Annotated in this window: 21 protein-coding genes; 14 read left to right on the top strand and 7 right to left on the bottom strand. The window is 49.1% G+C overall.

The features are described from left to right. Positions 1-236 precede the first annotated feature (236 nt). From EQU24_RS21200 to EQU24_RS21190, 3 genes are all read left to right on the top strand, one after another. On the top strand, positions 237-1,223 hold the full coding sequence (locus EQU24_RS21200) for a Tim44 domain-containing protein (protein WP_026130274.1): 987 nt from the start codon (positions 237-239) through the stop codon (positions 1,221-1,223). A 62-nt stretch (positions 1,224-1,285) separates the two neighbouring features. Then, positions 1,286-2,014, top strand: a complete 729-nt coding sequence (locus EQU24_RS21195) for a response regulator transcription factor (RefSeq protein ID WP_017841640.1) — start codon at positions 1,286-1,288, stop codon at positions 2,012-2,014. A 22-nt stretch (positions 2,015-2,036) separates the two neighbouring features. Further along, on the top strand, positions 2,037-2,816 hold the full coding sequence (locus EQU24_RS21190) for a methyltransferase domain-containing protein (protein ID WP_017841641.1): 780 nt from the start codon (positions 2,037-2,039) through the stop codon (positions 2,814-2,816). Positions 2,817-2,960: 144 nt separating this feature from the next. Here EQU24_RS21190 and EQU24_RS21185 read toward each other — a convergent pair whose 3' ends face one another. The 3 genes from EQU24_RS21185 to EQU24_RS21175 form a co-directional block, all read right to left on the bottom strand. Next, entirely contained in the window at positions 2,961-3,278 is a 318-nt protein-coding gene (locus tag EQU24_RS21185; RefSeq protein ID WP_026130275.1) for a type II toxin-antitoxin system PemK/MazF family toxin, read from the bottom strand. Next, positions 3,229-3,519, bottom strand: coding sequence for an AbrB/MazE/SpoVT family DNA-binding domain-containing protein (locus EQU24_RS21180; protein ID WP_083877762.1), 291 nt, complete (start codon positions 3,517-3,519; stop codon positions 3,229-3,231). The genes EQU24_RS21185 and EQU24_RS21180 overlap by 50 nt, the downstream gene beginning before the upstream one ends. Positions 3,520-3,619: 100 nt before the next feature. Next, entirely contained in the window at positions 3,620-4,855 is a 1,236-nt protein-coding gene (locus EQU24_RS21175; protein ID WP_017841643.1) for a mechanosensitive ion channel family protein, read from the bottom strand. Positions 4,856-5,446: 591 nt separating this feature from the next. Here EQU24_RS21175 and EQU24_RS21170 point away from each other — a divergent pair. Both EQU24_RS21170 and EQU24_RS21165 read left to right on the top strand, forming a co-directional pair. Then, positions 5,447-6,547 (top strand): hypothetical protein, encoded by a 1,101-nt coding sequence (locus tag EQU24_RS21170; RefSeq protein WP_017841644.1) that lies wholly within the window; start codon positions 5,447-5,449, stop codon positions 6,545-6,547. A gap of 197 nt (positions 6,548-6,744) precedes the next feature. Further along, a complete protein-coding gene (locus EQU24_RS21165; RefSeq protein ID WP_017841645.1) occupies positions 6,745-8,205 on the top strand; it encodes a porin in 1,461 nt (486 codons plus the stop codon). A gap of 282 nt (positions 8,206-8,487) precedes the next feature. Here EQU24_RS21165 and EQU24_RS21160 read toward each other — a convergent pair whose 3' ends face one another. The 4 genes from EQU24_RS21160 to EQU24_RS21145 form a co-directional block, all read right to left on the bottom strand. Then, entirely contained in the window at positions 8,488-8,979 is a 492-nt protein-coding gene (locus EQU24_RS21160; RefSeq protein ID WP_083877763.1) for a BrnT family toxin, read from the bottom strand. 266 nt (positions 8,980-9,245) lie between these two features. Then, on the bottom strand, positions 9,246-10,280 hold the full coding sequence (locus EQU24_RS21155) for an IS110 family RNA-guided transposase (RefSeq protein WP_017841646.1): 1,035 nt from the start codon (positions 10,278-10,280) through the stop codon (positions 9,246-9,248). A 364-nt stretch (positions 10,281-10,644) separates the two neighbouring features. Further along, the gene (locus EQU24_RS21150) at positions 10,645-11,190 is read right to left on the bottom strand and encodes a chalcone isomerase family protein (protein ID WP_017841648.1); all 546 of its coding nucleotides are present in this window, start codon (positions 11,188-11,190) and stop codon (positions 10,645-10,647) included. Beyond that, on the bottom strand, positions 11,163-11,711 hold the full coding sequence (locus EQU24_RS21145; protein ID WP_017841649.1) for a nuclear transport factor 2 family protein: 549 nt from the start codon (positions 11,709-11,711) through the stop codon (positions 11,163-11,165). Before EQU24_RS21145 ends, EQU24_RS21150 begins: the two co-directional genes overlap by 28 nt. A 160-nt stretch (positions 11,712-11,871) precedes the next feature. Here EQU24_RS21145 and EQU24_RS21140 point away from each other — a divergent pair, with 160 nt between their 5' ends. The 9 genes from EQU24_RS21140 (at position 11,872) to EQU24_RS21100 (ending at position 22,752) form a co-directional block, all read left to right on the top strand. Continuing rightward, positions 11,872-12,810, top strand: coding sequence for an acyl-CoA desaturase (locus EQU24_RS21140; protein ID WP_017841650.1), 939 nt, complete (start codon positions 11,872-11,874; stop codon positions 12,808-12,810). Then, on the top strand, positions 12,807-14,048 hold the full coding sequence (locus EQU24_RS21135; protein ID WP_017841651.1) for an NAD(P)/FAD-dependent oxidoreductase: 1,242 nt from the start codon (positions 12,807-12,809) through the stop codon (positions 14,046-14,048). Before EQU24_RS21140 ends, EQU24_RS21135 begins: the two co-directional genes overlap by 4 nt. Then, positions 14,045-14,803, top strand: a complete 759-nt coding sequence (locus tag EQU24_RS21130) for a DUF1365 domain-containing protein (protein WP_017841652.1) — start codon at positions 14,045-14,047, stop codon at positions 14,801-14,803. The genes EQU24_RS21135 and EQU24_RS21130 overlap by 4 nt, the downstream gene beginning before the upstream one ends. A gap of 25 nt (positions 14,804-14,828) precedes the next feature. Then, on the top strand, positions 14,829-16,094 hold the full coding sequence (locus EQU24_RS21125; protein ID WP_017841653.1) for an SAM-dependent methyltransferase: 1,266 nt from the start codon (positions 14,829-14,831) through the stop codon (positions 16,092-16,094). Further along, positions 16,081-16,626, top strand: coding sequence for a DUF2878 domain-containing protein (locus EQU24_RS21120; RefSeq protein ID WP_017841654.1), 546 nt, complete (start codon positions 16,081-16,083; stop codon positions 16,624-16,626). Before EQU24_RS21125 ends, EQU24_RS21120 begins: the two co-directional genes overlap by 14 nt. Beyond that, the gene (locus tag EQU24_RS22825) at positions 16,619-18,448 is read left to right on the top strand and encodes a DUF1295 domain-containing protein (protein ID WP_017841655.1); all 1,830 of its coding nucleotides are present in this window, start codon (positions 16,619-16,621) and stop codon (positions 18,446-18,448) included. The genes EQU24_RS21120 and EQU24_RS22825 overlap by 8 nt, the downstream gene beginning before the upstream one ends. Continuing rightward, positions 18,445-19,752: a sensor histidine kinase gene (locus EQU24_RS21110; RefSeq protein WP_026130279.1), complete on the top strand. Its 1,308-nt coding sequence runs from the start codon at positions 18,445-18,447 to the stop codon at positions 19,750-19,752. The genes EQU24_RS22825 and EQU24_RS21110 overlap by 4 nt, the downstream gene beginning before the upstream one ends. Before the next feature lie 223 nt (positions 19,753-19,975). Further along, positions 19,976-21,583 (top strand): photoactive yellow protein, encoded by a 1,608-nt coding sequence (gene pyp / locus EQU24_RS21105; RefSeq protein WP_017841657.1) that lies wholly within the window; start codon positions 19,976-19,978, stop codon positions 21,581-21,583. Next, positions 21,580-22,752, top strand: coding sequence for an AMP-binding protein (locus EQU24_RS21100; RefSeq protein ID WP_017841658.1), 1,173 nt, complete (start codon positions 21,580-21,582; stop codon positions 22,750-22,752). Before pyp ends, EQU24_RS21100 begins: the two co-directional genes overlap by 4 nt. The last annotated feature ends 213 nt before the right edge of the window (positions 22,753-22,965 follow it).

The raw sequence follows: 22,965 nt of genomic DNA, 5'->3' as shown, positions 1-22,965 counted from the left end.
TTGCGCTGTGCATGGTCGAAACGTTCAGGACGCGGTTGCAAGCCCCGTCCGGCATAATTTTAATTTACCCTATTGCTTAATTGCATTGCCGGAGCTCTTCGATGGAACTCAATCAGGTCTTACCATGTCGTAAACGAGAATCTCTAATGCGCAGTTAATAGGGCGAAAGACTGCGTTATACAATGAATAGCCCAATTATTTTCTTGCCTTTATCAACAAAACTCAAAAACTTACCCATGAATAAATTAACCAGCATAGTGACAACCTTGATCATCGGACTGTCCCTCGGATTGGGCAGCGTCTCGGATGCCGAAGCCAAGCGGCTCGGCGGAGGCGGCTCGTTCGGCGGCAAATCCTCGTTCAATAAACCGTATCAACGTTCTGCCTCACCGGCAAAAGCCGCACCAACACGTCAACAGCAACAAGCCCAATCTCAAAACCAAGCGGCCAAACAAAAACTAGCCGGTCGCGGCGGCTTGATGGGCATGCTCGGCGGCCTGGCTTTGGGCGGGTTGCTCGGCGCCATGTTGTTCGGCGGCGCCTTCGAGAACTTCAATTTCATGGATATTTTAGTATTCGGCGGTATCGCGTTTTTACTCTATAAATTGTTTGCCGCCCGCGCCAAAAATACTGCGCGTCCGGTACCGGTCTATAGCCGCGATAGCTATGAACCGCAACAGCGATCAACTTCAGCTTATAGCGATTATGAAGCGCCTCAAACTCAAGCGCCATCGCGTGCCTCGGTCGGTAATACGGGTTTCAACACCGATTTATTGTTTAAAAAAGACTTTCAAGCCAATACCGATTCCGGATTCGAGCCTGCTATCGAAAATCGCGAGCTGATTTTGCCGGAAGGTTTCGATGAGCACGCTTTTTTGAACGGTGCCGAAAATGCATTTAGAGCTTTACAAGCCGCGTGGGACGATCGCGATCTAGCCGAAATCAGAGGCCTGACTACCGACCGCGTGTTCGCCGAAATACAGGATCAACTCAAGGCCTCGACCGATGACAACCGAACCGAGGTAATTAGCGTTCAAACCGAGTTGCTCGATGTCCGCGAATCCGGCAGCGAATTGGAAGCGACCGTATTGTTCGATACCGTAATACGCGAAGACATTTACGGACCGGAGCAAGCCGTTCGCGAAGTATGGCATTTCGTTAAGCCGAGAAATAGCCTGCAGCCGAAATGGTACCTGGACGGTATTCAGCAAGTCGAAGAATAACTTTAACATTACCGATACAAGGTTCGGCGGGGCCTCCGCCGAACCTTCACACTTTCCAAAATATGGACGTTTCTCCAGCCAATCCTCATAATCAGCCGAGCCCGCGGAATACCTCATTGCTGCTGGTCGAAGATCATAAAAATCTGGCTCAAGCGGTCGGGGCATATCTGGAAAGCAGCGGCTTTACGATGGATTACGCCTACGACGGATTATGCGCACTGCATCTTGCCGCAACGCAACGCTATGATGCCATTATTCTCGATATCACGCTGCCCGGCGGCATCGACGGTTTGGAAATATGCCGGAGACTGCGTAAAGACGCGCGTTTGTCGACGCCGATATTAATGCTGACTGCTCGCGATCAATTACAAGACAAATTGGATGGATTTCAACGCGGCGCTGACGACTATCTAGTCAAGCCGTTCGAAATGCCGGAGCTCGAAGCCCGCATCAATGCTTTGGTTCGCCGCGAACGCGGCGAATTAGACGAGTCCGTTTATCAAATTCACGATTTGACGTTCAATACCAACACGATGCAGGTCATGCGCCAGGGCCGGATTATTCAATTGTCGCCGACGTGTTTGCGGATACTGCGTATCTTGATGCGCGAATCGCCCAACCTGGTTACCCGAGAGCAATTGGAACATGAACTTTGGGGAGAACTAATCCCGGACAGCGACACGCTCCGAAGCCATTTATACAAACTGCGCAAAAAAATCGACAAGCCGTTTGCTGTGCCCTTGCTCGAAACCCAATCGGGGATCGGTTATCGGCTGATCGAACCGAATTAACCGTCTTTGCAGCTCCTGCCCGATGAAACCACTGAAAGACCGCAATTTCGACCCGTTTGTCGAAAAATTCGAACAAAAAGTCTACGGTACGTCCAAAGGCGATTGGCGGCTCAAGTTGCTGAAGGAAGACCTTGACGAGCTTTACCGGGCTGCCGAACCTCTGTCGATATGGGATGCCGGGTGCGGTTTTGCGCAAATCAGCCAATGGCTCGCCGGACAAGGCCATCATCTGACGATATGTGACGTGTCGGAAAAGATGTTGATGCGGGCGCGGCAGCATTTTTCCGAAGCCGGCCTGATCGCCGAATTTCATCATGAACCCTTACAAACGCTTGCGGCCAAACTTCCCCTATTCGATTTGGTTTTATTTCATGCGGTAATCGAATGGCTCGGCGAACCGCTCCCGGCCTTGCAAATCGTTATGGAGAAGGTCAAGCCCGGCGGCTATTTGTCGCTGTTGTTCTATAACCGTAATGCGATGGTTTATACCAATGCCTTGAAAGGCCATTGGCGCTGGAGAAACTTGCTTGACGATACCTATCTCGGCAAAGGCAAAAAACTAACGCCTCCCAATCCTCAATATCCCAACGAAGTCATCGAGCGATTGCAAAGCCAGGGATTTAGCATTACGGCGCATACCGGTATTCGCGTGTTTCACGATTATGTAAGCAAAGACACTTTAGACGGCAGCGATCCGGCCGAATTATTCGAATTGGAATACCGTTACTGCCGAATGCCGACCTACCGCGACATGGGGCGTTATATCCATCTATTGGCGCGCCGGCAAGGAGAAATCAATTAAGCCTAAATCCGGCAATTTAACCATTCGGGGAAAATGGGATCACGCCATTAGCGGTTGAGTGAAGCGCTCTTAAGGTTGCCGCTCATCATCTTATATCGGCAATACCATTGAGTATTTGCCGGCTTTTTTATCCCTTTGTTATAGTTATACGCCTAGCAAACTTTGTAGATTTTTCTCAAAATTCGCTTGATCGATCTGACTTAGTTTGCCGAGACGACATAGAATTAAGCGATCATCCAAAGTAAATAGCTTTAGACGAATTTTGGATGCCGATTTTAAGCCTGCGGAATCCAAGTCTTGTATTGATGTATCGAGCGGCCAATCCGAATGTTTGGCACTGGTAATCATGGCCATAACAATGTGACCAATACGCGAATTAAACAGGGCTTCGTCGGATAAAACTAACGCGGGTCTATGTTTGACAGCTTGACGATCCGTAAACGGGAAGGGAACTTTGACTATGTCGAAACGGTTTTAAGTCACGATAAGCCTCATCATCCTCGACGCTACTCCATTCGGATAAAGTGCCGCTCACTGCGCTCAGATATTCTACATCTAGAGGATTTATTCGTCGCACCCAGACGCGGCCATCTTCGCTAGTTTCCCAAACGACGGTATCTCCAGCTTCAAGATGAAGTTTTTTTCGGACATCCGCGGGGATGGTCACTTGACCTTTGCTGCTGATTTTTGCAAGTTGAGACATATCGATCTCCCGATGTAAGACATCTTTACTGTAAGATATATTTACCTAGCTCGCAAATATTGAATAGAATACGGGGTTATTCATTAACCCTATGTAATCATTAGTTTCTCAACAACGCTTGCAAATCCTGGCCGCTCGGCATTTGATGGACGCGCAGGCCGAATTCCTGCACGACCGCTAATATATGGTCGAAAATATCGGCTTGAATGCTTTCGTAATTAACCCAGTTCGTATCGTTGCTGAACGCATAGATCTGAATCGGCAGTCCATGCGCATCGGGTTCCAATTGGCGTACCATCAAAATCATTGCTTGATGAATACCGGGATGCGCCTTGAGGTAGGCATTTAAATAGGCGCGGAACGTGCCTAAATTAGTCAGTCGTCTGCCATTTACCGGACAAGACAAATCCGCGCATTCCTCGGCATTGGCCTTGGCTATTTCGGCTAGTTTTCGTTCGATATAGCCGGTCAGCAGCTTGGTTTTGCGCAAACGAACGATATCTTCCTCGGATAAAAACGCAACACTGCCGACATCGATTCGAATACTGCGCATAATACGCCGGCCGCCCGATTCTTGCATGCCGCGCCAGTTTTTAAACGAATCGGATATCAAGGCGTAAGTCGGGATCGTGGTAATCGTACGGTCCCAATTCTGCACCTTGACGGTGGTTAGGCCGATATCGATCACATCCCCGTCGGCGCCGTATTTGGGCATTTCCAACCAGTCGCCGACACTCAACATCTTATTGGCCGACAGTTGAATGCCGGCAGCCAAACCCAATAACGAATCCTTGAACACCAAGAGCAAGACCGCCGTCATCGCGCCCAAACTGCTGAGCAAAATCACCGGCGATTTGTCGGTGATGATCGAAACGAATAAGATACAGGCAAAACCGGATGCAAACAGCTTAATGCTTTGGAAGACGCCGCGCAAAGGCCAATGTCTTGCGACACGGTATTGATGCGCCAAGTACAGCAAGGTGTCGAGCAAGGAAAACAAGCTTAAGAGTAGATAAAACAAGATCCACAATTTAGCGGCTAATTCGATGCCGGATAAAAACAATGATTCCTGGGCCAACCATAGCTGCGCTTGCCAGCGGACCAAAACGGCCTGGAATACGAAGGCAATACGATTGAATAAATTTTGCTCGAATAAGGCCCGCTTCCAAACCCATTTGCTGCGGTAGGCCAGTTTTTCGACCAAACGCAGAAATACATAATGCAAAATGAGGTGGGTTAATATTGCAATGACGACGATGGCCGCCAGAGCGATTGCCACTTTGGTGCTAGGTTCCAGATTTAAGTCTTGCAGCCATTGTGTAGCCGTATTAAACACTGATCACTCCTAAAAGAAATTCATTAAACTGCTAAATGCAGAAAACATTTGTGGTTATAGTAAAGACAAATTCAGTCTCTTTTTGAAAAAGAAGTCTGCGAGGGGGATTATATAAATAAATCCTCCAATATCCCCTTTATCAAGGCTATGTTTGCGTTGAGGGTTGAAGAATTGGCTTTGACTTGGTGGGGCGGGGTTTGTAACCGCGGCCTAAACGTTACCTATATGGATGTAGGTAAGGGGCGTGAGCAGGAGCGGAAGTTTTTCGATCGTGACCAAAGTAAAACAAAATGTTCGGAGCGGGTTGAATAACCTGCCACGCGTGAGGTTATTATGCAGTAAATCTACGAATTGCCATCCTTGGCACTGGATTCCGCCAATCCCTGGCGGAATGACGCGTTATTTCCTTAAGTTGGCCATTGACCTGCATCGATGCAGAGTTCACGGCGATCTTTGACGGCCCTCCCCCGGTGCCGAATTTTGATCTACGGGTATACATCGAAAGTCATGATTGAACTAAAACGATATTACCAACAATAATGGTAACCTAATTGAGCCGCATGAGGCATAACCGATTATATGAGTCATACTATGAAAAAAACTTTGCTAAGCGCTTATCTTGGAATCCTAATCGTCTATTCGGGAAGCCTTAGCGCAAGTCAGAAGACCATACCGCTACCGATCGATTACCGCTTGATTCGAAATGTGCTGGTTGAACAGCTCTACACCGGCACCAATCGGACCGCCCATTTATGGAAGGATAGAGGCGGCTGTAGTTTGCTCGACATGTCCAACCCAAAAATCGACGGGCAACAAGGCCTCGTTCGAATCGTCAATGACGTACATGCGCGCATCGGCACCCTCATGGGCGGCGAGTGCTTAACCGTGTTGGATTGGACAGGCAAGCTCGAAACTTTTCAACGCGCGGTACTGGAGAACGGCGGTACTGTTCTACGCTTTCCGATCGACAAGGCGGTTGCTTACGACCCGAGCGGACAAGCATTGAGAATCGATCAATTGCAGGATTTGATAAAGCGTTTTGCCGAACCGAAATTGGCATCGGTTAAACTCGACCTTCAAGAAGTGCGCGGCGATATCGAAAAAACGCTGGCACCCGTCACGACTCCGGAAAATAAAGCGGCGGTGCAAGCCTTATTGAGCTCGTTACGATTCAGCGAAGTCAAGGCCGGCGAAACCGGTTTGGGCGTAAAAGTCGCTTTTGAGGTTCCGCAGGCAAATGCAAGAGCAAACAAGCAGGCCGCGCCGGTATTCAACGAAAGCGAAATGCAACAATGGAATGTAGCCTGGCAACGCTGGAACGCTTCATTATTTCAAGCGATCGATCGAGCCGCGGAAGATAGGGTTTCCGAGGATGTTCGCGATACGCTTTTGGAGACTTTACTTGCGGCTAAATCGGCCTTCCACAAGGGTTTGACGAGCAACGACACGAGCGGCGGCGATCCGGTCCGGATGTTTTTCAACGATTCATGGGATCGAGTGGCGCCGGTGCTGCGAACGATTGCCAAAGACGTACCCGGTACAGAGGGCTTGCGCTTTCTGACGTTTATCACCGCAACGGATTTGCTGTACGAGCTTGAAACCATCGGCTCGCCGCTCGGCTTAGACATATCGTCCGACGGATTGCGCCGTTTGGGCCGTATGCTATTGGTTAAGCAGGCCGGAACGAAATAAGTAATGCTTGATTCAGACGCTAATGTGACTCAAAAGCTTGCCGTTTATGGCGGAATGACGGGAACTTGAAGGCAGAGTAAATACATCTCCCATACCTTTTTTAATCGCCAAAATGGGGGATGTGTCAGCACAAGATTGTCACAAAGTTGTCATAATTTTGTCATAATTCGCATTTTTCTCGCGAAGCCAGTATCTCCATGAACAAATTATTTATCGGTAGGCTCCTGTCACACGCCATTCCGGTCGTGCTGTTCGGGCTGTTTTTGTCCGGAGTCGTTCTCGCCGCTGAACCCAGAGACCCGGAACGCTATATGCAAGAACTGCTGGCTATTGAAAAACGTCTCGACGCGAAGCTGCAAGCCTTGGATGAAAAACTGAAACGGCTCGAACAATTAGAAGCTACGCAACCCGTTAAGGCAACAGCTCCTGAACATGTTGTTCCGGCAAAAGATCAAGAAAGCGCGCTTGCCCAAGCCGAAGTGGATGCCAAGTCCGATGACACGAAGACTCAAGCCCAGGGTGGTTTGCCCTCCGGCGTCAGTTACGGCAAGAACGGATTTGAATTCAAGACCGATGACGGCAAGTTCGCATTGGCCATTCAAAACCGGATACAAGCCCGCTACGCCAATCCTTTCGACAGCGACCCTCGTTCACTCGGCGACCTCGATCGTGATCAAAGTACCTTCATGATCCGCCGTGCGCGGACCAAGCTCAAAGGCCATGCCTATTGGCCTTGGTTAAAATATTATCTGCAATACGACTGGTCTCAGCCGGTATTACGCGACTTAAATCTGACCGTGGACAAATTTCAATGGGCCAAATTATGGGTCGGTCGAGGCAAGGTTTTGTATAACGACGAACGGGTGACCTCTTCCGGCAATCAGCAATTCGTCAACCGGTCGATCGTCAACGACATATTTACAGTAGACCGGCAACAAGGGGTACAGATCTTCGGCAATCTATTCCCCGGCACCTGGCACGATATCAGTTATTATGCCGGCGTCTATGCCGGACTCGGCGTCGGCGAGCGCAATAATGACGACAACAACATGATGTATTCCGGCCGCTTGCAGTGGAATGCCTTGGGTGGAGAGATGCCGTTTTCCCAATCCGATCTCGAATTTCATGAAAATCCGGCCCTCAATTTCGCGTTCGCGGCGGCGACCAATCAAAGTCGATGCACCGCCTTCGAAACCGATAACCGAAGCTGCCGAGCACTGCCCGGCTTTAACGTAGGCGAAGACGGACAATACCGCATCAATCAAATGATGGAAGAAGTCCGTTTTAAATGGCAAGGCTTATCGATTCAACATGAAATGCACTGGAAGGAAGTTATCGATACGTTAAGAGCCCAAGGCGCCGGAGGGAGAGAAACGAATCTCATGGGCGGCTTAATCCAAGCCGGCTATTTTCCGCATTACCTAGTGGCGATCATTCCGAAAAATCTGGAGTTTGCCGGACGATATGCCTTTGTCGATCCCAATGTCGACGTCGATAACGACCGGCAACAAGAATTCAGCGGCGTAATGACCTATTTCTTCAATGGTCATAACAATAAAGTGAATTTTCAAGTCAGTCATTTGATCGTGGAAGACCCGAGGCAGGGAATCAGCCAATCGGATCAGCGGTTTTGGTTACAGTGGGATTTGTCGTTTTAACCCATGCCCGTTGTCTCGGTCCGAAGCTGGAACTTAGGAGCGAGACAGAGGAATGGAGTGATGTAGGATGGGTAGTAGCGAAGCGGAAACCCATCGCTTTGTTTGACTTCAGGCATGAATGTAGTAACGCAGCCATTAATCTAACCCGCGATTTGGTTCATTAACTTGTTTCGTTCCCAAGTTCTACTTGGGAATGCTTACCTTTAAGCTCTGCTTATCGTTCGTCAAGCGGAGCTTGACGGTAGACACTCCCAAACAAGAGTTTGGGAGTGAGCAATTTTGTTAGCGGCGCTTTTGATGGGCCACATATTCATCAAGTAATGTCCTGATGATTGTTTGATATTGCAGATGATGCTTTTTTGCCACTTCCTTGAAATAGACTACGCTTTCGGAACTGAGGGAAATTGTGACTTTTGTATTCTCTTTTTTAAGTGAAAGCTCTTCAGGTGATGGAAGAAAGTCTGTTACCAGCTTTAAATCACCAATGGGCTCATCACTGTACTTAATTACTTTGCCCATAGATCTTCTTAACTTTTCGCCAATAATACGAATGAAACCGGACCGATAAGTGAACCTGACAGGGAGGATGCCTGTACCTGCTTCGTTTAAGCCAAAACAATAATAACGCTTTTCATCTTGGCTGTGGTTTAGGTCTTCAGCAATGACGCGTCTCTTATCCATAAATGCGTACTGTGCTTCATAGAATGAAACACCATGTTTGCGCTGGTTTTCCTTATTTTTGATTTCATCCCACTCAAAGCTAGTTTCACTCATGGAGAGAAGATGTCATCAATATGGTTAAATAACCATACTGGTGCGCGATGGACAGGGATTTTTTGTTTTTCTCTGTTGCCTCTTTCCCAAGCGCTCCTGGAACTTGGGAGCGAGACAAACTGACGAATTCGGATTAACGCATATAGAGCTTTTTTATATCCTTTGCTGGTCAAATTTCGGCGCCGAAGAGTCCTGTCAAAGGACGCCGTGAATACGTCCATGTAGATACTCTGTTTAAAATCAAGTTAAAAATAGGCATTTTTCTGCTATTCAGCGATTGACGGAATTGCATAAAAACGCGTGTTATCGAATGGTTTATCATGCTTGAGCATGCCGTGAATCGCATGTAACAATTTACGCATGACCGCACAACAGGCTTGCAACGGTAATTTACCCATATCCAGGAGATGTTGGTAATACGCCTTAATATGGCGATCATGCTGCACAGCGCTCCAGACAGGCATATACAGGGCGGCGCGAATCTGGCTGTTACCGGCCTTGGATATACGCGTTTTTTTGTGGACACTCGTGCCGGAATCAAAAGCTCTTGGATCGAGCCCCGCAAACTTGACCCACTCACGGTGCGACATATCCGCAGGCAAAATCAGTAGTTCTCCCATGAGGGCAATCGCACTGGTATTGGCAATACCCTTAATGCTCGTGAACAAAACTAATGCTCGACTGAGTTCCGGATGTTTTTCGATCAATGCCAAGGCGCCAGCCGTTAACTGATCGATACGCTTATCTAATTGATCGATGGCCGCTTGTGCATCTTTTAGCACGGCTTTGGGTGTTTCAACTGTTGCGCTTAAGGCATGCAATTGATTCTTTGCTGCTGTTTTTTGATCGGTTAGCGCATTAATACGGCGTGAGAAACAACGTAAAGCGATCTTTTCATTCGAAGGACGGGACCAAGGCACAAAATCCATCCGTTCGGCATACACCGCCAGAGTATTCGCGTCCACATCATCTGTTTTACTATTGTTCATCAACACTTTAGCAAAGTTATGAGAGACCTTGGGATTGATGACCATTACCTTGACGCCGGCATCATGGAGCGCAACGGCTAAATCGAAATGATAACTGCCGGTGGCTTCCATACACACGATAATGCCGGACAATTTGTTCAGTTTCTTGGCCATCCGGGCATGATCAGCTGGGGTATTGGAGAACTTCTGCGGATTGAAAGGTTTGCCATTTTTGCGCACCACCAAAACCAGTTCTTTAGATCCTACATCGACGCCAGCGAAGATACGGGTTTGTGTGTCAAGTGAAGCGCTGTTAATTTGTTGATCTGCCATGTTTAATTGTTATTCTGTGATAAGGAAAGTAAACTAGTCATTGGTTCCCGACCCTGCGTATGCACCTACCATCCTTGTGAATGCAGGCTCTAAGCCTCAGATACTCCGCGGTATAGGTGAATAGGGCGGGGGCCAATCTACATGACAGGCTCTGGTTTAATCCAGTCCTCAGGCTCAAGCGGCCTCCCAATGAACTCGGTAAAGCTTAAAGTATTTCCTGGCTAAAATTCATTTAAATTAATCATACAAGGCTCTGTGACAGCATCCCTGCTGTCAAAGCCTTTGCCGAACACCCCGGCGCCTCCATGTGTCAATGCCGAAATTTGAAGTGCGATGGGTATAAGCTCGGCATTCACAACGGAGATTACATCTCCGGCGTCAGTAAAGCCTCTTTCAGCGCATTTGAGAACGGGTCTTTGCCGAACCAGATATTGAAATAAGCCAGCCCTTGTTCGGGGTCTTCTAGGGTTCCGAGCAGTTCATTGTTTAGAAAAAGTCTCAAACCGTTTTCGGCATCATAAATTAAATCGTAAAAATCGCCTTTATCAATGTCCTTATATTGGCGATTGAATCGATCGAAAGCGCTACGCCAATCCAGATATCGATCGCCTAAGTTCGCTTTTAGATATTCCTCGGAAGCCTCGCGGAAGGCCTTGGCCGGAATCGAGCGCTCGTAAATGAAGCGTAATTGTTTCGGAGAATCGTTGAAAACATCGATCGGGTTCTTACAATTGTTTAGATAAAGTTCGGCATAACCGACATGAATCCAGCGGAAAGCTTTCAATTCCCCCTTGCTGCAACGCGGTAGTTCAGCCTGCTGATTAGGGGGCAGTAAGTCTTCGGCGTATACCTTGCCGAACGACATTAAGCCTAACAAAATCGCTAGTCGTGTAAACCGTTTTTTATCCATTGTAATACTCCTCCGATAATCGGAACCTGTAGAAAAAAGCCTTGCGTGCTGTCCCAGTAGTCTTGATGCAGGACGATTTTGCCATGATCGTCGAAACGCAAATGGCTAAAGCCTATCGTCGTGACATCCTTGCTTCGACCCAACAGCGTGAACCGAGTTCGCATGTTCCAGCGCAGAAATACATCGTCGCCTTGTTCGAATACCGACATGACCTCAATACTGATCGAATCGAGATTTTTCTGGGTTTGTTCGAGATAACTCTGTAGGGCTTGCCGGTCATGCAGGGTTACGAGCGTATCGTTAAAATACAGTTGTTCGGCATAGGTATTTTCAACCTTAGTCTTTATCGGCAACACTTCCAAGTTGTCGTATAACTCGACAAAATGCCTGATTTTAGGATGTTTTCCGGCGTTCTGTTCGGCCGGAGCCATCGCCAAATATTCGCGCATCGGATTCGGTTCTATGCTACTACAGCCGGTTAGCGCCAGTAGTATGCCGAATAATGATGTCATTCGTTTCATCGCCCACTCCGTTATTTAATTTTCAGCAGAGTTTTACCGTTCTCTATGCACTATTGTGTGAACAAATCGCATGCAGGCGTTCACGTGTTTTTCACGCGCCTAGTATTCTAATAATTCCAATGCTCTTAAATGAAAGAGTAAGTTTTATGAGATGACTACGATGTTTATACAAACCGCATTAACCAAATTTTTCAGTTGGTTCGACAGTAGTCGAGTCAAAATCAAAGATACCGAAAGCGAAAAGGTCGACTGGCTGCGCGTGTTTCCATTTATCTTGGTTCATGTCGCGTGTCTATTGGTTTTCGTAGTCGGCTGGAGCCCGATTGTGATCGTTGTGGCACTTTTTTCCTATTTCATTCGCATGTTCGCGATCACCGCGTTCTATCATCGCTATTTTTCGCACAAGGCTTTTCGAACCAGCCGCGTGTGCCAGTTCCTTTTCGGCCTACTCGGCGCAACGGCAACGCAACGAGGCCCGATTTGGTGGGCGTCGCATCACCGCCGTCATCACCGCTACTCCGATACGGACCGCGATATGCATAGTCCGCGCAAAGGCTTTTGGTGGAGCCACATGGGCTGGTTTTTGAGCTCGAAACATTTTACGACCCGCGAACAATGGGTGCGCGACCTGATCAAATTTCCGGAACTGCGCTTCCTAGACCGCTTCGACGTCGTAATACCGGTGCTCTACGCGGTAGCGTTATGGGGGCTTGGGAAATGGCTCGAGGTGAGCTTTCCGGAGCTCGGCACGACAGGCTGGCAAATGTTGGTCTGGGGATATTTCGTATCGACGATTGTATTACTGCACTGCACGCTATCCATCAATTCGTTGTCGCATGTCTGGGGCAATCAACGTTACCAAACCGGCGACGATAGCCGCAACAACGGTTTTCTGGCGCTGATCACGCTCGGCGAAGGCTGGCATAACAATCATCATCATTATCCCGTGTCGGCTCGGCAAGGCTTTTATTGGTGGGAGATCGATATTAGTTATTACTTGCTGAAATTAATGTCGTGGTGCGGCTTGATTTGGGACTTGCAGCCGGTTCCGGTTGCGCGACTCAATTCTAAACGTTTGGACGCAGGAAGCAGCCAATGAAAATAGCGATCGTCGGGAGCGGCATCTCCGGTATTTATACGGCCCATTACTTGGATAAGCAACACGAGGTTACGATCTACGAAGCCAACACCTATTTGGGCGGTCATACCGATACGCATAATATTGTCTTGCACGACCGCCAATTTGCGGTCGATACAGGCTTCATCGTGTTCAACGAACACAACTACATTCATTTCTGCCGCTTCTTGAACGAATTAGGGGTTGCTTCGCAGCCTTCGGATATGAGCTTTAGTGTGGCCGATGCGAAAACCGGCCTCGAATACAATGCTACGACGATCGACAAGTTATTCTGTCAACGCCGAAATCTATTCAGCCCACGCTTTTATCGGATGATCGCGGACATTTTCCGCTTTTACCGCGAAGCGCCGGCCTTATTGAAAAGCGGCGACGATACGTTGACCTTGGGCGAGTACCTCCAACAAAACCGTTACAGCGAAGCCTTCATCGACGACCATATTTTGCCGATGGCTTGCGCCTTATGGTCGGGTCCGCCGGAAAGCCTGAAAAACTTTCCGGCACGCTATTTTGTTGCATTCATGAACAATCACCGCATGCTGAAGATCGATGACCGGCCGCTATGGCGCACGGTCAAAGGCGGCTCGTCGACCTATGTCGAAGCATTCAAGCAGCGCTTCGGCGGCGAACTGCGGCTGAATAGTCCGGTTCGCTCGATCGCACGAGACAATGACGGCGTCACGATTATCGACGAGAGCGGCGAGCGGCGTTTCGACCAGGTCGTCATTGCTTGTCACGGCGATCAGACGCTTCGGCTCTTGTCCGACCCGAGTCCGGATGAGACCGAAATACTCGGTGCGTTCTCATTTCAGGACAACGATACGGTGCTGCATACCGACGCGGCGTTGATGCCGAGGCATCCGAAAGCCTGGGCAAGTTGGAATGCGTTGAAACCGGCCGGGACTCAGGCGAATTGTACCGTAACTTATTGTATGAATTTGCTGCAAAACCTGGACGCGCCCGAGCCGTTGCTGGTGTCGCTGAATTGCACGGACCGCATCGATCCGTCAAAAATTTTGATGCAGCGGCATTATCGGCATCCGGTGTACACGCCGGAAAGCCTAGCCGCGCAAAAAAGGCATGCCGAAATTAACGGCCTTAACCGCACGTTTTATGCAGGCGCCTATTGGGGTTGGGGATTTCATGAAGACGGCGCGGCCAGTGCGCAGTTGGCGATCGATAAACTGAACGCGCCGTCATGAACGCGCTGCACAGTCGCATCGCCAAAGGTTGGGTGCGCCACCGGCGCCACCTGCCGAAACCGCATGCTTTCCGCTATCCCTTGTTCATGACGTGGCTCGATCTCGACGAATTAGATAAGGTCATCGATAAAAGTCGTTTTTGGTCGAAGCAACGCTTTAATCTGGTCTCCTATTACCGCGAAGACTATCTCGGGCCTACGGATTCGGATTTGCGAGACGCGGTAAAAGCCCGAATTAAACAACAAAGCGGTGAAATATTTGAAGGGCGTATTTGTTTGCTGACACATCTGCGATATTTAGGTTTTGCATTCAATCCGGTCAGTTTTTATTTTTGTTTTCCTGACAGCGAGGATCAGCCCCGCTTCATTCTCGCCGAAATCACCAATACACCCTGGGGCGAGCGGTTTTGTTATGTCTTGGATACTCGGCAAAGCTCCGCTCAAAACAACAAATGGACCTTCGAATTCGGCAAAGCTTTTCATGTATCGCCGTTCATGCCGATGGACATCGATTACCGGTGGCGTTTCGCCTTAGCCGGCGATAAGTTGACGATACACATGCAATTGTACCGCCTAGCGCAATGCTGTTTCGATGCTACCCTGAAACTGGACATGCTCGATCCGTCCCCGAACACGATGCGCTCGGTGCCGTTGCAATATCCTATTATCACTTGCGCCATCGTTGTAAGGATTTATTGGCATGCTTTCCGGCTTTGGCTGAAAGGCATTCCGTTTTATTCGCATCCCGATAAATAAACCGAATTACATCAAGGAGATAAGAATGAATGCCGCAACCGCCGAATTAAGCAAGAATCCGGCTAGATTCGATTTGCTGCTGCGCAAAGCGCTACTGAATAAACTCAGTCATTTGCAAGATGCACAATTAACGGTGACCGACCCGCTCGGCAAAGTCGTACTCGGTAGACCCGGTCAGGATGGCCTCAGCGCCGAGATCAAAGTCTTCGATATGAGTTCTTACCGGCAGATATCGTTAGGCGGCTCGATCGGCGCCGCCGAGTCCTATATGGACAAATTATGGCAAACCGACGATTTGACTTCGGTGATCCGTATTTTGGTGCGCAATCGAGACTTGCTAGACAGCATGGAAGGCGGGTTGGCAACCTTGACGAACACCTTACTTAAATTCTGGCATTTCGCGCGCCGAAACTCCAAGCATGGCTCGCGCAAGAATATCGCCGCGCATTACGATCTGGGTAACGATTTGTTTTCGTTGTTTTTAGACAAGCACGGGATGTATTCGTCGGCGACTTATCACGATCTCGAACTCAGTCTCGAAGAAGCCTCGACGGCTAAATTGGAACGTATTTGCCGAAAATTGGACTTAAAGCCCAACGATAATGTCCTCGAAATCGGCACAGGTTGGGGCGGCTTTGCCACTTATGCCGCCAAGCATTTCGGCTGCCGCATAACGACCACGACCATCTCGAAAGAGCAGTTCGAGGCCGCACGGCAACGCATCGACGATGAAGGAGTCGCCGATCGTGTGACAGTGCTGATGGAGGATTACCGGGATTTGACCGGAGTGTACGACAAACTGGTGTCGATAGAAATGATCGAAGCGGTTGGGCATCATTATCTCGATACTTACCTCAAGCAGTGTGCGAACTTATTAAAACCGAACGGTCTGGCCTTGATTCAGGCGATAACGATCGAAGATCAGCGCTATAAACAGGCGCTGAAGAGTGTCGATTTTATCAAACGCTATATTTTTCCTGGCAGTTTCATTCCGTGCGTCAACGCGATTATCGCGAGCGCGTCGCGGAGCACCGATTTGCGCTTGATCAATCTAGAAGATCAAGGCGAAAGTTATGCGCTAACATTAAAAGCTTGGCGGGAACGTTTCATGGCTTCGCTCGATAAGGTTCGGGAGCAAGGCTACGACGAACAATTCATCAGGATGTGGGAGTTTTATCTGTGTTATTGCGAAGGCGGCTTTTGGGAAAAATCGATTTCCAACGTGCAATTGCTGCTGGCCAAACCCGGCAATCGCCGCGAACAATGGCTGCCGCGTCATGAATCGCAATAACCTCATTAATATGGCTTGGATGCAAGGCTTGTGGTTTGCAGCGGTCTTGTCGGCGGCGTCAAGCCAGTATTGGCCGGCACCGGTTATTTTAGTGTTGTTCGGGCTTTGGCATACCCGCCCTGCGATTCATGTCGCCGGCGATTTTCGTTTGGTGCCGGCTGCGGTCGTGCTTGGCATGATTTTGGATAGCAGCTGGGTTAGGTTCGGTTGGCTCGAATATGCTTCTCCTTGGCCGGATACCGATTATGCACCTTTATGGATTTTGCTGTTGTGGATCGGCTTGGCGCTCACCTTGAATCATTCGCTGGCCTGGTTGCAATCGCGTCTTTGGTTGGCCGGACTGCTCGGCGGCATTACGTGTCCGTTTTCTTATTGGGCGGCGGCAAGACTCGGTGCGCTCACTATCACTGAGAACTCCGGAGTTTGGATCTTCGGCCTGGCTTTGAGCTGGGCAGCGGCGCTACCGCTTTTGTTATGGATGGCGCGTGTAATCAGACAAAAAGATCATTCACTGGAGGCAAAACATGTTTAGTTTAATCGTAATCGCGGTACTAAGTACCGTGGCGATGTTAATGGCTTGGGTGTGGCAGCAAAACCACAAAAATGCCGGTATCGTTGATGTGATTTGGTCATTCGGAATGATGTTGGCGGGGCCTTGGTATGCGTTGACGGGAACCGCCCCTCTGTATTTACAGCTCAGTCTGGCCTTACTGACGTTCGCCTGGTTTTTACGATTGGGAAGTCATTTGTCTGCACGGGTGTTCGGGGAGCCGGAAGACGGTCGTTACCAAGCGATGCGGGCAGCGATGCAGAATAAGGCCGATAGCGGATTTTTGCAGTTTTTTTTAATGCAAGCCGGTTTTATCTGGGTGTTGTCCCTCCCGTTTTGGGCGGTCGCGCATACTCGCGATCCCAATCCGGTCATGGTTTTTTGCGCATTACTGGTTGCCTGTTTGGCCTTATGGGGCGAAACCACGGCAGACCGGCAATTGGCCGAATTTCGGAAAAATCCCGATAATCGTGGGCTGACGTGCCGAGCTGGTTGGTGGCGTTATTCCCGGCATCCGAATTATTTTTTCGAATGGCTGCATTGGTTCGCTTACCCGCTGATGGGTTGGGGCGGCGAATATCAATACTGGCTATGGCTCGCACCGGTCGTGATGTTTTGCTTTTTGTATTTTCTGACCGGTATTCCTTATACCGAACAACAAGCCTTGCGTTCTCGCGGAGATGATTACCGCCGCTATCAACAAACCACCAGCAAATTTTTGCCATGGTATCCGAAATCGACTTTTCCTTTGCAAAATCGATTTTCTATGCTGAATGCGATCGATCTGGCTGAGCGAGGTTTAATTCCCGATCCATTGATGCGAATCGGTATTCGAAATTTGTTGAGGCAACGTCTTAACGACGAATGCGCGAATGATGTCGAAAAGCAAAGCTTGCGTTATCTGTCGTTATTACAAACGCTGAGAGAAAGCCCTATCGCGATAGAAACCGATGCGGCAAATCGCCAACATTACGAAGTCCCCGCGGCTTTTTATCGACATGCACTGGGCAAGCATCTGAAATATTCGTCGTGCTACTGGGACGAAACGACTCAAACACTCGATGAAGCCGAAGCGCGTATGCTAAAGCTGACTTGCGAGCGGGCGGAATTGGCGGCCGGCCAGCAAATACTTGAGTTGGGTTGCGGCTGGGGCTCGTTGACTTTATGGATGGCCGAGCATTATCCCCGCAGTACAATTACGGCAGTATCGAACTCGAATAGTCAACGCGAATATATCCTCGAACAGGCGGAGCTAAGGGGCTTACGCAATCTCGAAGTAATCACCTGCGACGTGAATCGCTTGTCATTGACTGAACGGTACGATCGCGTCGTTTCGGTAGAGATGTTCGAACATATGCGCAATTACGAACATTTGATGAGTAATATCGCCAGCTGGTTAAAACCCGGCGGCAAGCTGTTCGTGCATATCTTTTGTCACCGTTATTTGGCCTATCCGTTCGAAACCGAAGGCGACGACAATTGGATGGGACGTTATTTTTTCACCGGCGGATTGATGCCGGCTCGCGACACGCTACTGCATTTTCAAGACCGGCTCAGGATAGAATGCCAATGGGACGTTTCCGGCCAACATTATCAAAAAACGTCCGAAGCCTGGTTGAGCAACATGGACCGATACCCATCCGAAATCGATCGGATTTTTGCGGAAACCTACGGGCGAGAAAAAGCGGCCGTTTGGCGGCAGCGTTGGAGGCTGTTTTTTATGGCTTGTGCCGAACTGTTCGGTTATCGGGGCGGGAATGAATGGTTGGTTAGGCACTATCGCTTTATCAGGCCGAGTGAATGATGAGCAAGCAAGGTCTTCAATATAAACTGATTAAGGCTTTTTTACTGCAGATTCTGTTGATCAGTGTTGCGACACTGATGGGTGTGTTTGCCGCCGCTAAAATCGTCGAAGATGTTCTGGTTCGCGAAGCCTTGCAAGGCGAAGCCGGTCATTTTTGGGAGCGCTATCGGCAAAACAGAAATTTTCCTGCGCCCGATACGCGTAATATGAGCGGTTATCTGGCTTCTAGCGGCGATTTTTCCAAGGTTCCCGGAGCATTACGACCGCTGCAGCCCGGCTTCGGCCGTGCTTTAATAGAGGGACGGCAGCCGATTGTGTACATCGAGGACAAAGACGATGCGCGACTGTATTTAGTCTTCGATGAACAGCAAGTCGCAGCCTTGTCGTTTTATTTCGGTGTCGTCCCGCTGAGCTTGGTATTGGTTTTGATTTATGTGTTCGCCTGGATGTCCTATCGCCAATCTAGGGACGCAATCTCGCCGGTGATTTTACTGGCTCATATCGTCGAAAGTTTCGATTTCAAAAAACAAGGACTCGCGGAACTGGATTTGAGCGAGTTACGACAAACCACCGATAGCGATGTCGCCAAGCTGGTCGATGCCTTAGACCACTTTACCGAGCGCCTGGAATTGTTCATCGAACGCGAACGCAATTTTACCCGCGACGCCAGCCACGAACTCAGAACGCCGCTGGCCGTCATCAAAAGCTCGTTGGCCTTGTTGCATAAGCGCTCGGATTACCAGCCGAACGAACAACGATCGTTGCAAACGATTGAAAACACGCTACGCGACATGGAAGGCCTGATCGATACGCTGTTATTACTGGCCCGCGAAGAATCTTCCCCGTTACCCGAAGACGACGTGCTGATCAATGATCTGCTCAGCAACCTGGTCGAGCAAGTCGGCCGGGCGGTCACCAATGAAAAAATCAGTGTCGAAGTCGAACAGAACTGTTTATTGTCGGTGCCTGCCGCCGAAAAGGTCTTGAGTATCTTGCTAAGCAACTTGCTACGCAACGCTTTCAGTTACACCCGGGCAGGTACGGTTTGCATTACGATCGACGAAAATCGCGTCACGATCGCGGACACCGGCATCGGCATGGAACAAAAACAACTCAAACAGGTGTTCGAACCCTTCTATCGCGCTCAAGAAGGCCAAAACGGTCACGGCTTAGGTTTGACGATCGTCAAGCGGCTCTGCAATCGTTTTGGCTGGAAGCTCAAAATCCGCAGCAAGCCCGGGGAAGGCACGGCTATATCGGTTGTTTTTCCGAAAGCGCGCCGGGTCGGCGGGAAGAGGTCTTAACGGTTATACCCATCGCACTTCAAATTTCGGCATTGACGTATGGACACCCCGGTGTCGAAATTTGACCAGCACAGGGTATAAACTGCCGAATTTTGATCTGCGTTGAGTGCGCTGAGTACATTTCATACTCGTTTCTAAGTAAGGATACTGCTCATAATTGTCACATGATTAAAAATTCTACTTCGAAAAAACACTTATAAACACTAACAATGGCGTTAAAAACATGTCAGAAAACAGTAGCGTAAAAACCCGAATCTCCGTCTTGATATTTTTTTGCGGTTTGTTCTTTTTTGTATTAGGAGTCGGGTACTCAATTTGGATACAAAACCAGTTGAATGCCGACAGCACGGCTTTCGATGCTAAATCCCAACTCGCACAAGCATCTTATACATTGCTCGGCATCATGGCTGGATTGATAATCAGCTCCATCATAACGGTATCTGTCGCGCTGGAACGCTTTATCGCGATGCCTATTCGCGACAATCTAAAGCAGTTTAAAACCGTTCGAAAAGATCTGAATCTCCGTCTCGAACACAAACACCAAGACGAATTAGGCAGCCTGTTTGAAGCCATCAATACCTATTCGGGAAATCTTCAGCAAATCATCGAAGAAGTTGCAAGAACATCGGACGACCTCAATGTCGCCGTCGAACAATTTGTCGGAAATACGCACCAAAGTATCGATCTTGCCCGATCTCAACAGCGAGAAACCGATCAAGTCGTCGACGCTAGCGCGCAAATGGCTGTTTCTTCGAACGAAATGGCTGAACATGCCGACGCAACTCAACAAGCCGCATCGGCAGCCAAACAGCAAACTAAAACCGGTTTGCAAGTCGTCAATCAAACGATTTCAGCAATCAGCATGTTGGCCAGTCAAATGGAATCGATGCAAGCGACGGTCACTCGGCTTGATCAAGGCAGTCACAACATCGGAGATGTTATCGATACAATCGCCAAAATTGCAGATCAAACTAATCTATTGGCACTAAATGCCGCGATAGAAGCCGCTAGAGCGGGCGAACACGGAAGAGGTTTCGCGGTCGTCGCGGACGAAGTCCGTAAACTGGCATTCGATACTCAAGAGGCCACGAAACAAATCCATGCGATCATTGTCGACCTTCAAGATTCCGCGCAAGCCGTAACCGGAGAAATCGAGCACGGCACGGCACAAGCTCACGATTGTGTCGAACAGGCCAATAAAGCCGGAGAATCGCTTCACGAAATCGATCAACGCGTCGATTCGGTTTACGACATGGGCAAACAGATTTCCACAGCGGCACGCGATCAAAATACCGTGGCAAGCGAAGTCAGCCAAAGCATGCTTCGGATCAACGAACTGGCCGAAGCCAACACGCAAGCAATGAATCAAAACAAAGATGTCAGCGACGCATTGTCGCAACGTGCTAACAAACTGGAACAATTGGTCGGCAACTTCAAAACCGATACGTTCTCGTCGAGCATGGTCGAATTCGGCCGCGACGACATCGAAAGCGCGATGCGTAAAATGAGTGCCGCAGAGCTCGATAATATGGCTTTCGGTGCGATCGAGTTGGACCGCAACGGCCGCATTCTGCATTATAACGCGGCCGAAGGCGCGATTACCGGTCGCAACCCGAAAGAAGTCATCGGTCGCAATTTTTTTTCCGAAGTCGCCCCTTGCACCGATACGCCGAAATTCAAAGGTGAGTTTGACAAAGGCATACGGATGGGATTCTTGAATAAAAAATTCGAATACACCTTCGACTACAACATGCGCCCGACCAATGTAAAAGTCCACATGAAAAAGGCGTTGAGCGGCGATACCTATTGGATTTTCGTAAAACGCGTATGAGATGGTGGCAAGACAACGCAAATTTGCGCCGTTTTATCGTCGACTTTGTGCTCGACCATTTAGGCTCGTTACGATTGGGAGCGCCTTTACCGTCGCCTCAATCCGTGATGCTTGCAGAAGGTTGGTGGGCTCCTCCGCTCGGCATGGATTCTCTCGAGCTCGTCGATTGCGCGAGCGCCTTTGCACAATCGCTTGCTATCAACGATAGCGGTTTAGGAGACCTGTTACTGGCCAAGCCTAGCGTCAATGGTTGGAAGGAGATTGCAACGGCCAGTCTCGAAAATTCAAGCCATACACTTCGTTTCCGAAGTTCCGGCTCGACCGGAAAAGCGCATTCTGTAACGCTCCCTTATGCCCACATAGAACAGGAAGCCCGATTCATCGCGAATAACTTGTTTAGCCTACATTGTCCCGCGCCACGGATTTGGTCGCTGGTTCCGGCCCATCATATCTACGGCTTCGTTTTCACGATGGTAGTCCCTACTCAAATGCGGGAATACCCGACCATAATCGACGCACGGCAGCGTTTACCGATTTCAATCGAACAGAGCTTGCGATCCGGTGACATTGTCGTCGCTGTACCGGATTTTTGGAGGCTCTGGATTAAAACCGGGTTGCGTCTTCAAAAAGATATCACGGTCGTTAGCGCGGCCGCATCCTGTGAAACCGATGTGCTGCTGGAACTAATAGGGCAAGGGGCGAATGTTATCGAAATATATGGAGCGACTGAAACCGGCGGCATCGGTTATCGTCAGCATCCGAACGAACCATTTACTGTAATGCCGCATTGGCGAGCTGAAGGAGAATGTTTAATAGGGCATTACCTCGAAGCGACTGTCCCCGATCATTTGGCGTGGCTAGATACCAACCGATTCGATATAAAAGGACGCAAAGACGGCAAAATTCAAATCGGTGGCATCAACATTTGTCCCAATGAAATCGCAGCATTGATCAAACAGCATAATGCCGTCGAGGACGCCATCGTCAGATTTGACGGAAGTCGTCTAAAAGCCTATGTGATTCCGAAAAACCTTCAATCATCGCAAGAACTGATAAGCGACTTATCGGTATGGTTATCACAACAACTGCCCGCCACCCATATCCCGAAACATTTTACGATCGGTTTGCAACTACCCCGTAATACGATGGGTAAATTGCGAGACTGGTAATTTTTTGCCAATTGCGACAAAACGAAGGACTTACCTGCTGGATAACCTGCCATGCGGACAAAGCAGAGCGGCTTTGATAACTGAGGGAGGCGCCGAGCTGAGCGAAAGGCTTTTATTTTGCACAAAGCCACTTCGGACCTGAGGCCGGTTTTATGGACTATTCCGGCTAAGAAAAGTATCCTCATTTATCACGAAATCCTTGGTGGCATTGAG

It is taken from the genome of Methylotuvimicrobium buryatense (assembly GCF_005931095.1).
GTDB lineage: Bacteria > Pseudomonadota > Gammaproteobacteria > Methylococcales > Methylomonadaceae > Methylotuvimicrobium > Methylotuvimicrobium buryatense.
Note: the sequence above shows the minus strand (reverse complement) of the source record. Positions and strands in the feature narration are given on the sequence as shown.

Bases quoted from the DNA above. Each gene is read 5' to 3' on its own strand.
- EQU24_RS21200 (WP_026130274.1), top strand. From the start codon at position 237: ATGAATAAATTAACCAGCATAGTGACAACCTTGATCATCGGACTGTCC.
- EQU24_RS21195 (WP_017841640.1), top strand. From the start codon at position 1,286: ATGGACGTTTCTCCAGCCAATCCTCATAATCAGCCGAGCCCGCGGAAT.
- EQU24_RS21190 (WP_017841641.1), top strand. From the start codon at position 2,037: ATGAAACCACTGAAAGACCGCAATTTCGACCCGTTTGTCGAAAAATTC.
- EQU24_RS21180 (WP_083877762.1), bottom strand. From the start codon at position 3,519: ATGTCTCAACTTGCAAAAATCAGCAGCAAAGGTCAAGTGACCATCCCC.
- EQU24_RS21170 (WP_017841644.1), top strand. From the start codon at position 5,447: ATGAAAAAAACTTTGCTAAGCGCTTATCTTGGAATCCTAATCGTCTAT.
- EQU24_RS21165 (WP_017841645.1), top strand. From the start codon at position 6,745: ATGAACAAATTATTTATCGGTAGGCTCCTGTCACACGCCATTCCGGTC.
- EQU24_RS21160 (WP_083877763.1), bottom strand. From the start codon at position 8,979: ATGAGTGAAACTAGCTTTGAGTGGGATGAAATCAAAAATAAGGAAAAC.
- EQU24_RS21155 (WP_017841646.1), bottom strand. From the start codon at position 10,280: ATGGCAGATCAACAAATTAACAGCGCTTCACTTGACACACAAACCCGT.
- EQU24_RS21150 (WP_017841648.1), bottom strand. From the start codon at position 11,190: ATGGATAAAAAACGGTTTACACGACTAGCGATTTTGTTAGGCTTAATG.
- EQU24_RS21145 (WP_017841649.1), bottom strand. From the start codon at position 11,711: ATGAAACGAATGACATCATTATTCGGCATACTACTGGCGCTAACCGGC.
- EQU24_RS21140 (WP_017841650.1), top strand. From the start codon at position 11,872: ATGTTTATACAAACCGCATTAACCAAATTTTTCAGTTGGTTCGACAGT.
- EQU24_RS21135 (WP_017841651.1), top strand. From the start codon at position 12,807: ATGAAAATAGCGATCGTCGGGAGCGGCATCTCCGGTATTTATACGGCC.
- EQU24_RS21130 (WP_017841652.1), top strand. From the start codon at position 14,045: ATGAACGCGCTGCACAGTCGCATCGCCAAAGGTTGGGTGCGCCACCGG.
- EQU24_RS21125 (WP_017841653.1), top strand. From the start codon at position 14,829: ATGAATGCCGCAACCGCCGAATTAAGCAAGAATCCGGCTAGATTCGAT.
- EQU24_RS21120 (WP_017841654.1), top strand. From the start codon at position 16,081: ATGAATCGCAATAACCTCATTAATATGGCTTGGATGCAAGGCTTGTGG.
- EQU24_RS22825 (WP_017841655.1), top strand. From the start codon at position 16,619: ATGTTTAGTTTAATCGTAATCGCGGTACTAAGTACCGTGGCGATGTTA.
- EQU24_RS21110 (WP_026130279.1), top strand. From the start codon at position 18,445: ATGATGAGCAAGCAAGGTCTTCAATATAAACTGATTAAGGCTTTTTTA.
- pyp (WP_017841657.1), top strand. From the start codon at position 19,976: ATGTCAGAAAACAGTAGCGTAAAAACCCGAATCTCCGTCTTGATATTT.
- EQU24_RS21100 (WP_017841658.1), top strand. From the start codon at position 21,580: ATGAGATGGTGGCAAGACAACGCAAATTTGCGCCGTTTTATCGTCGAC.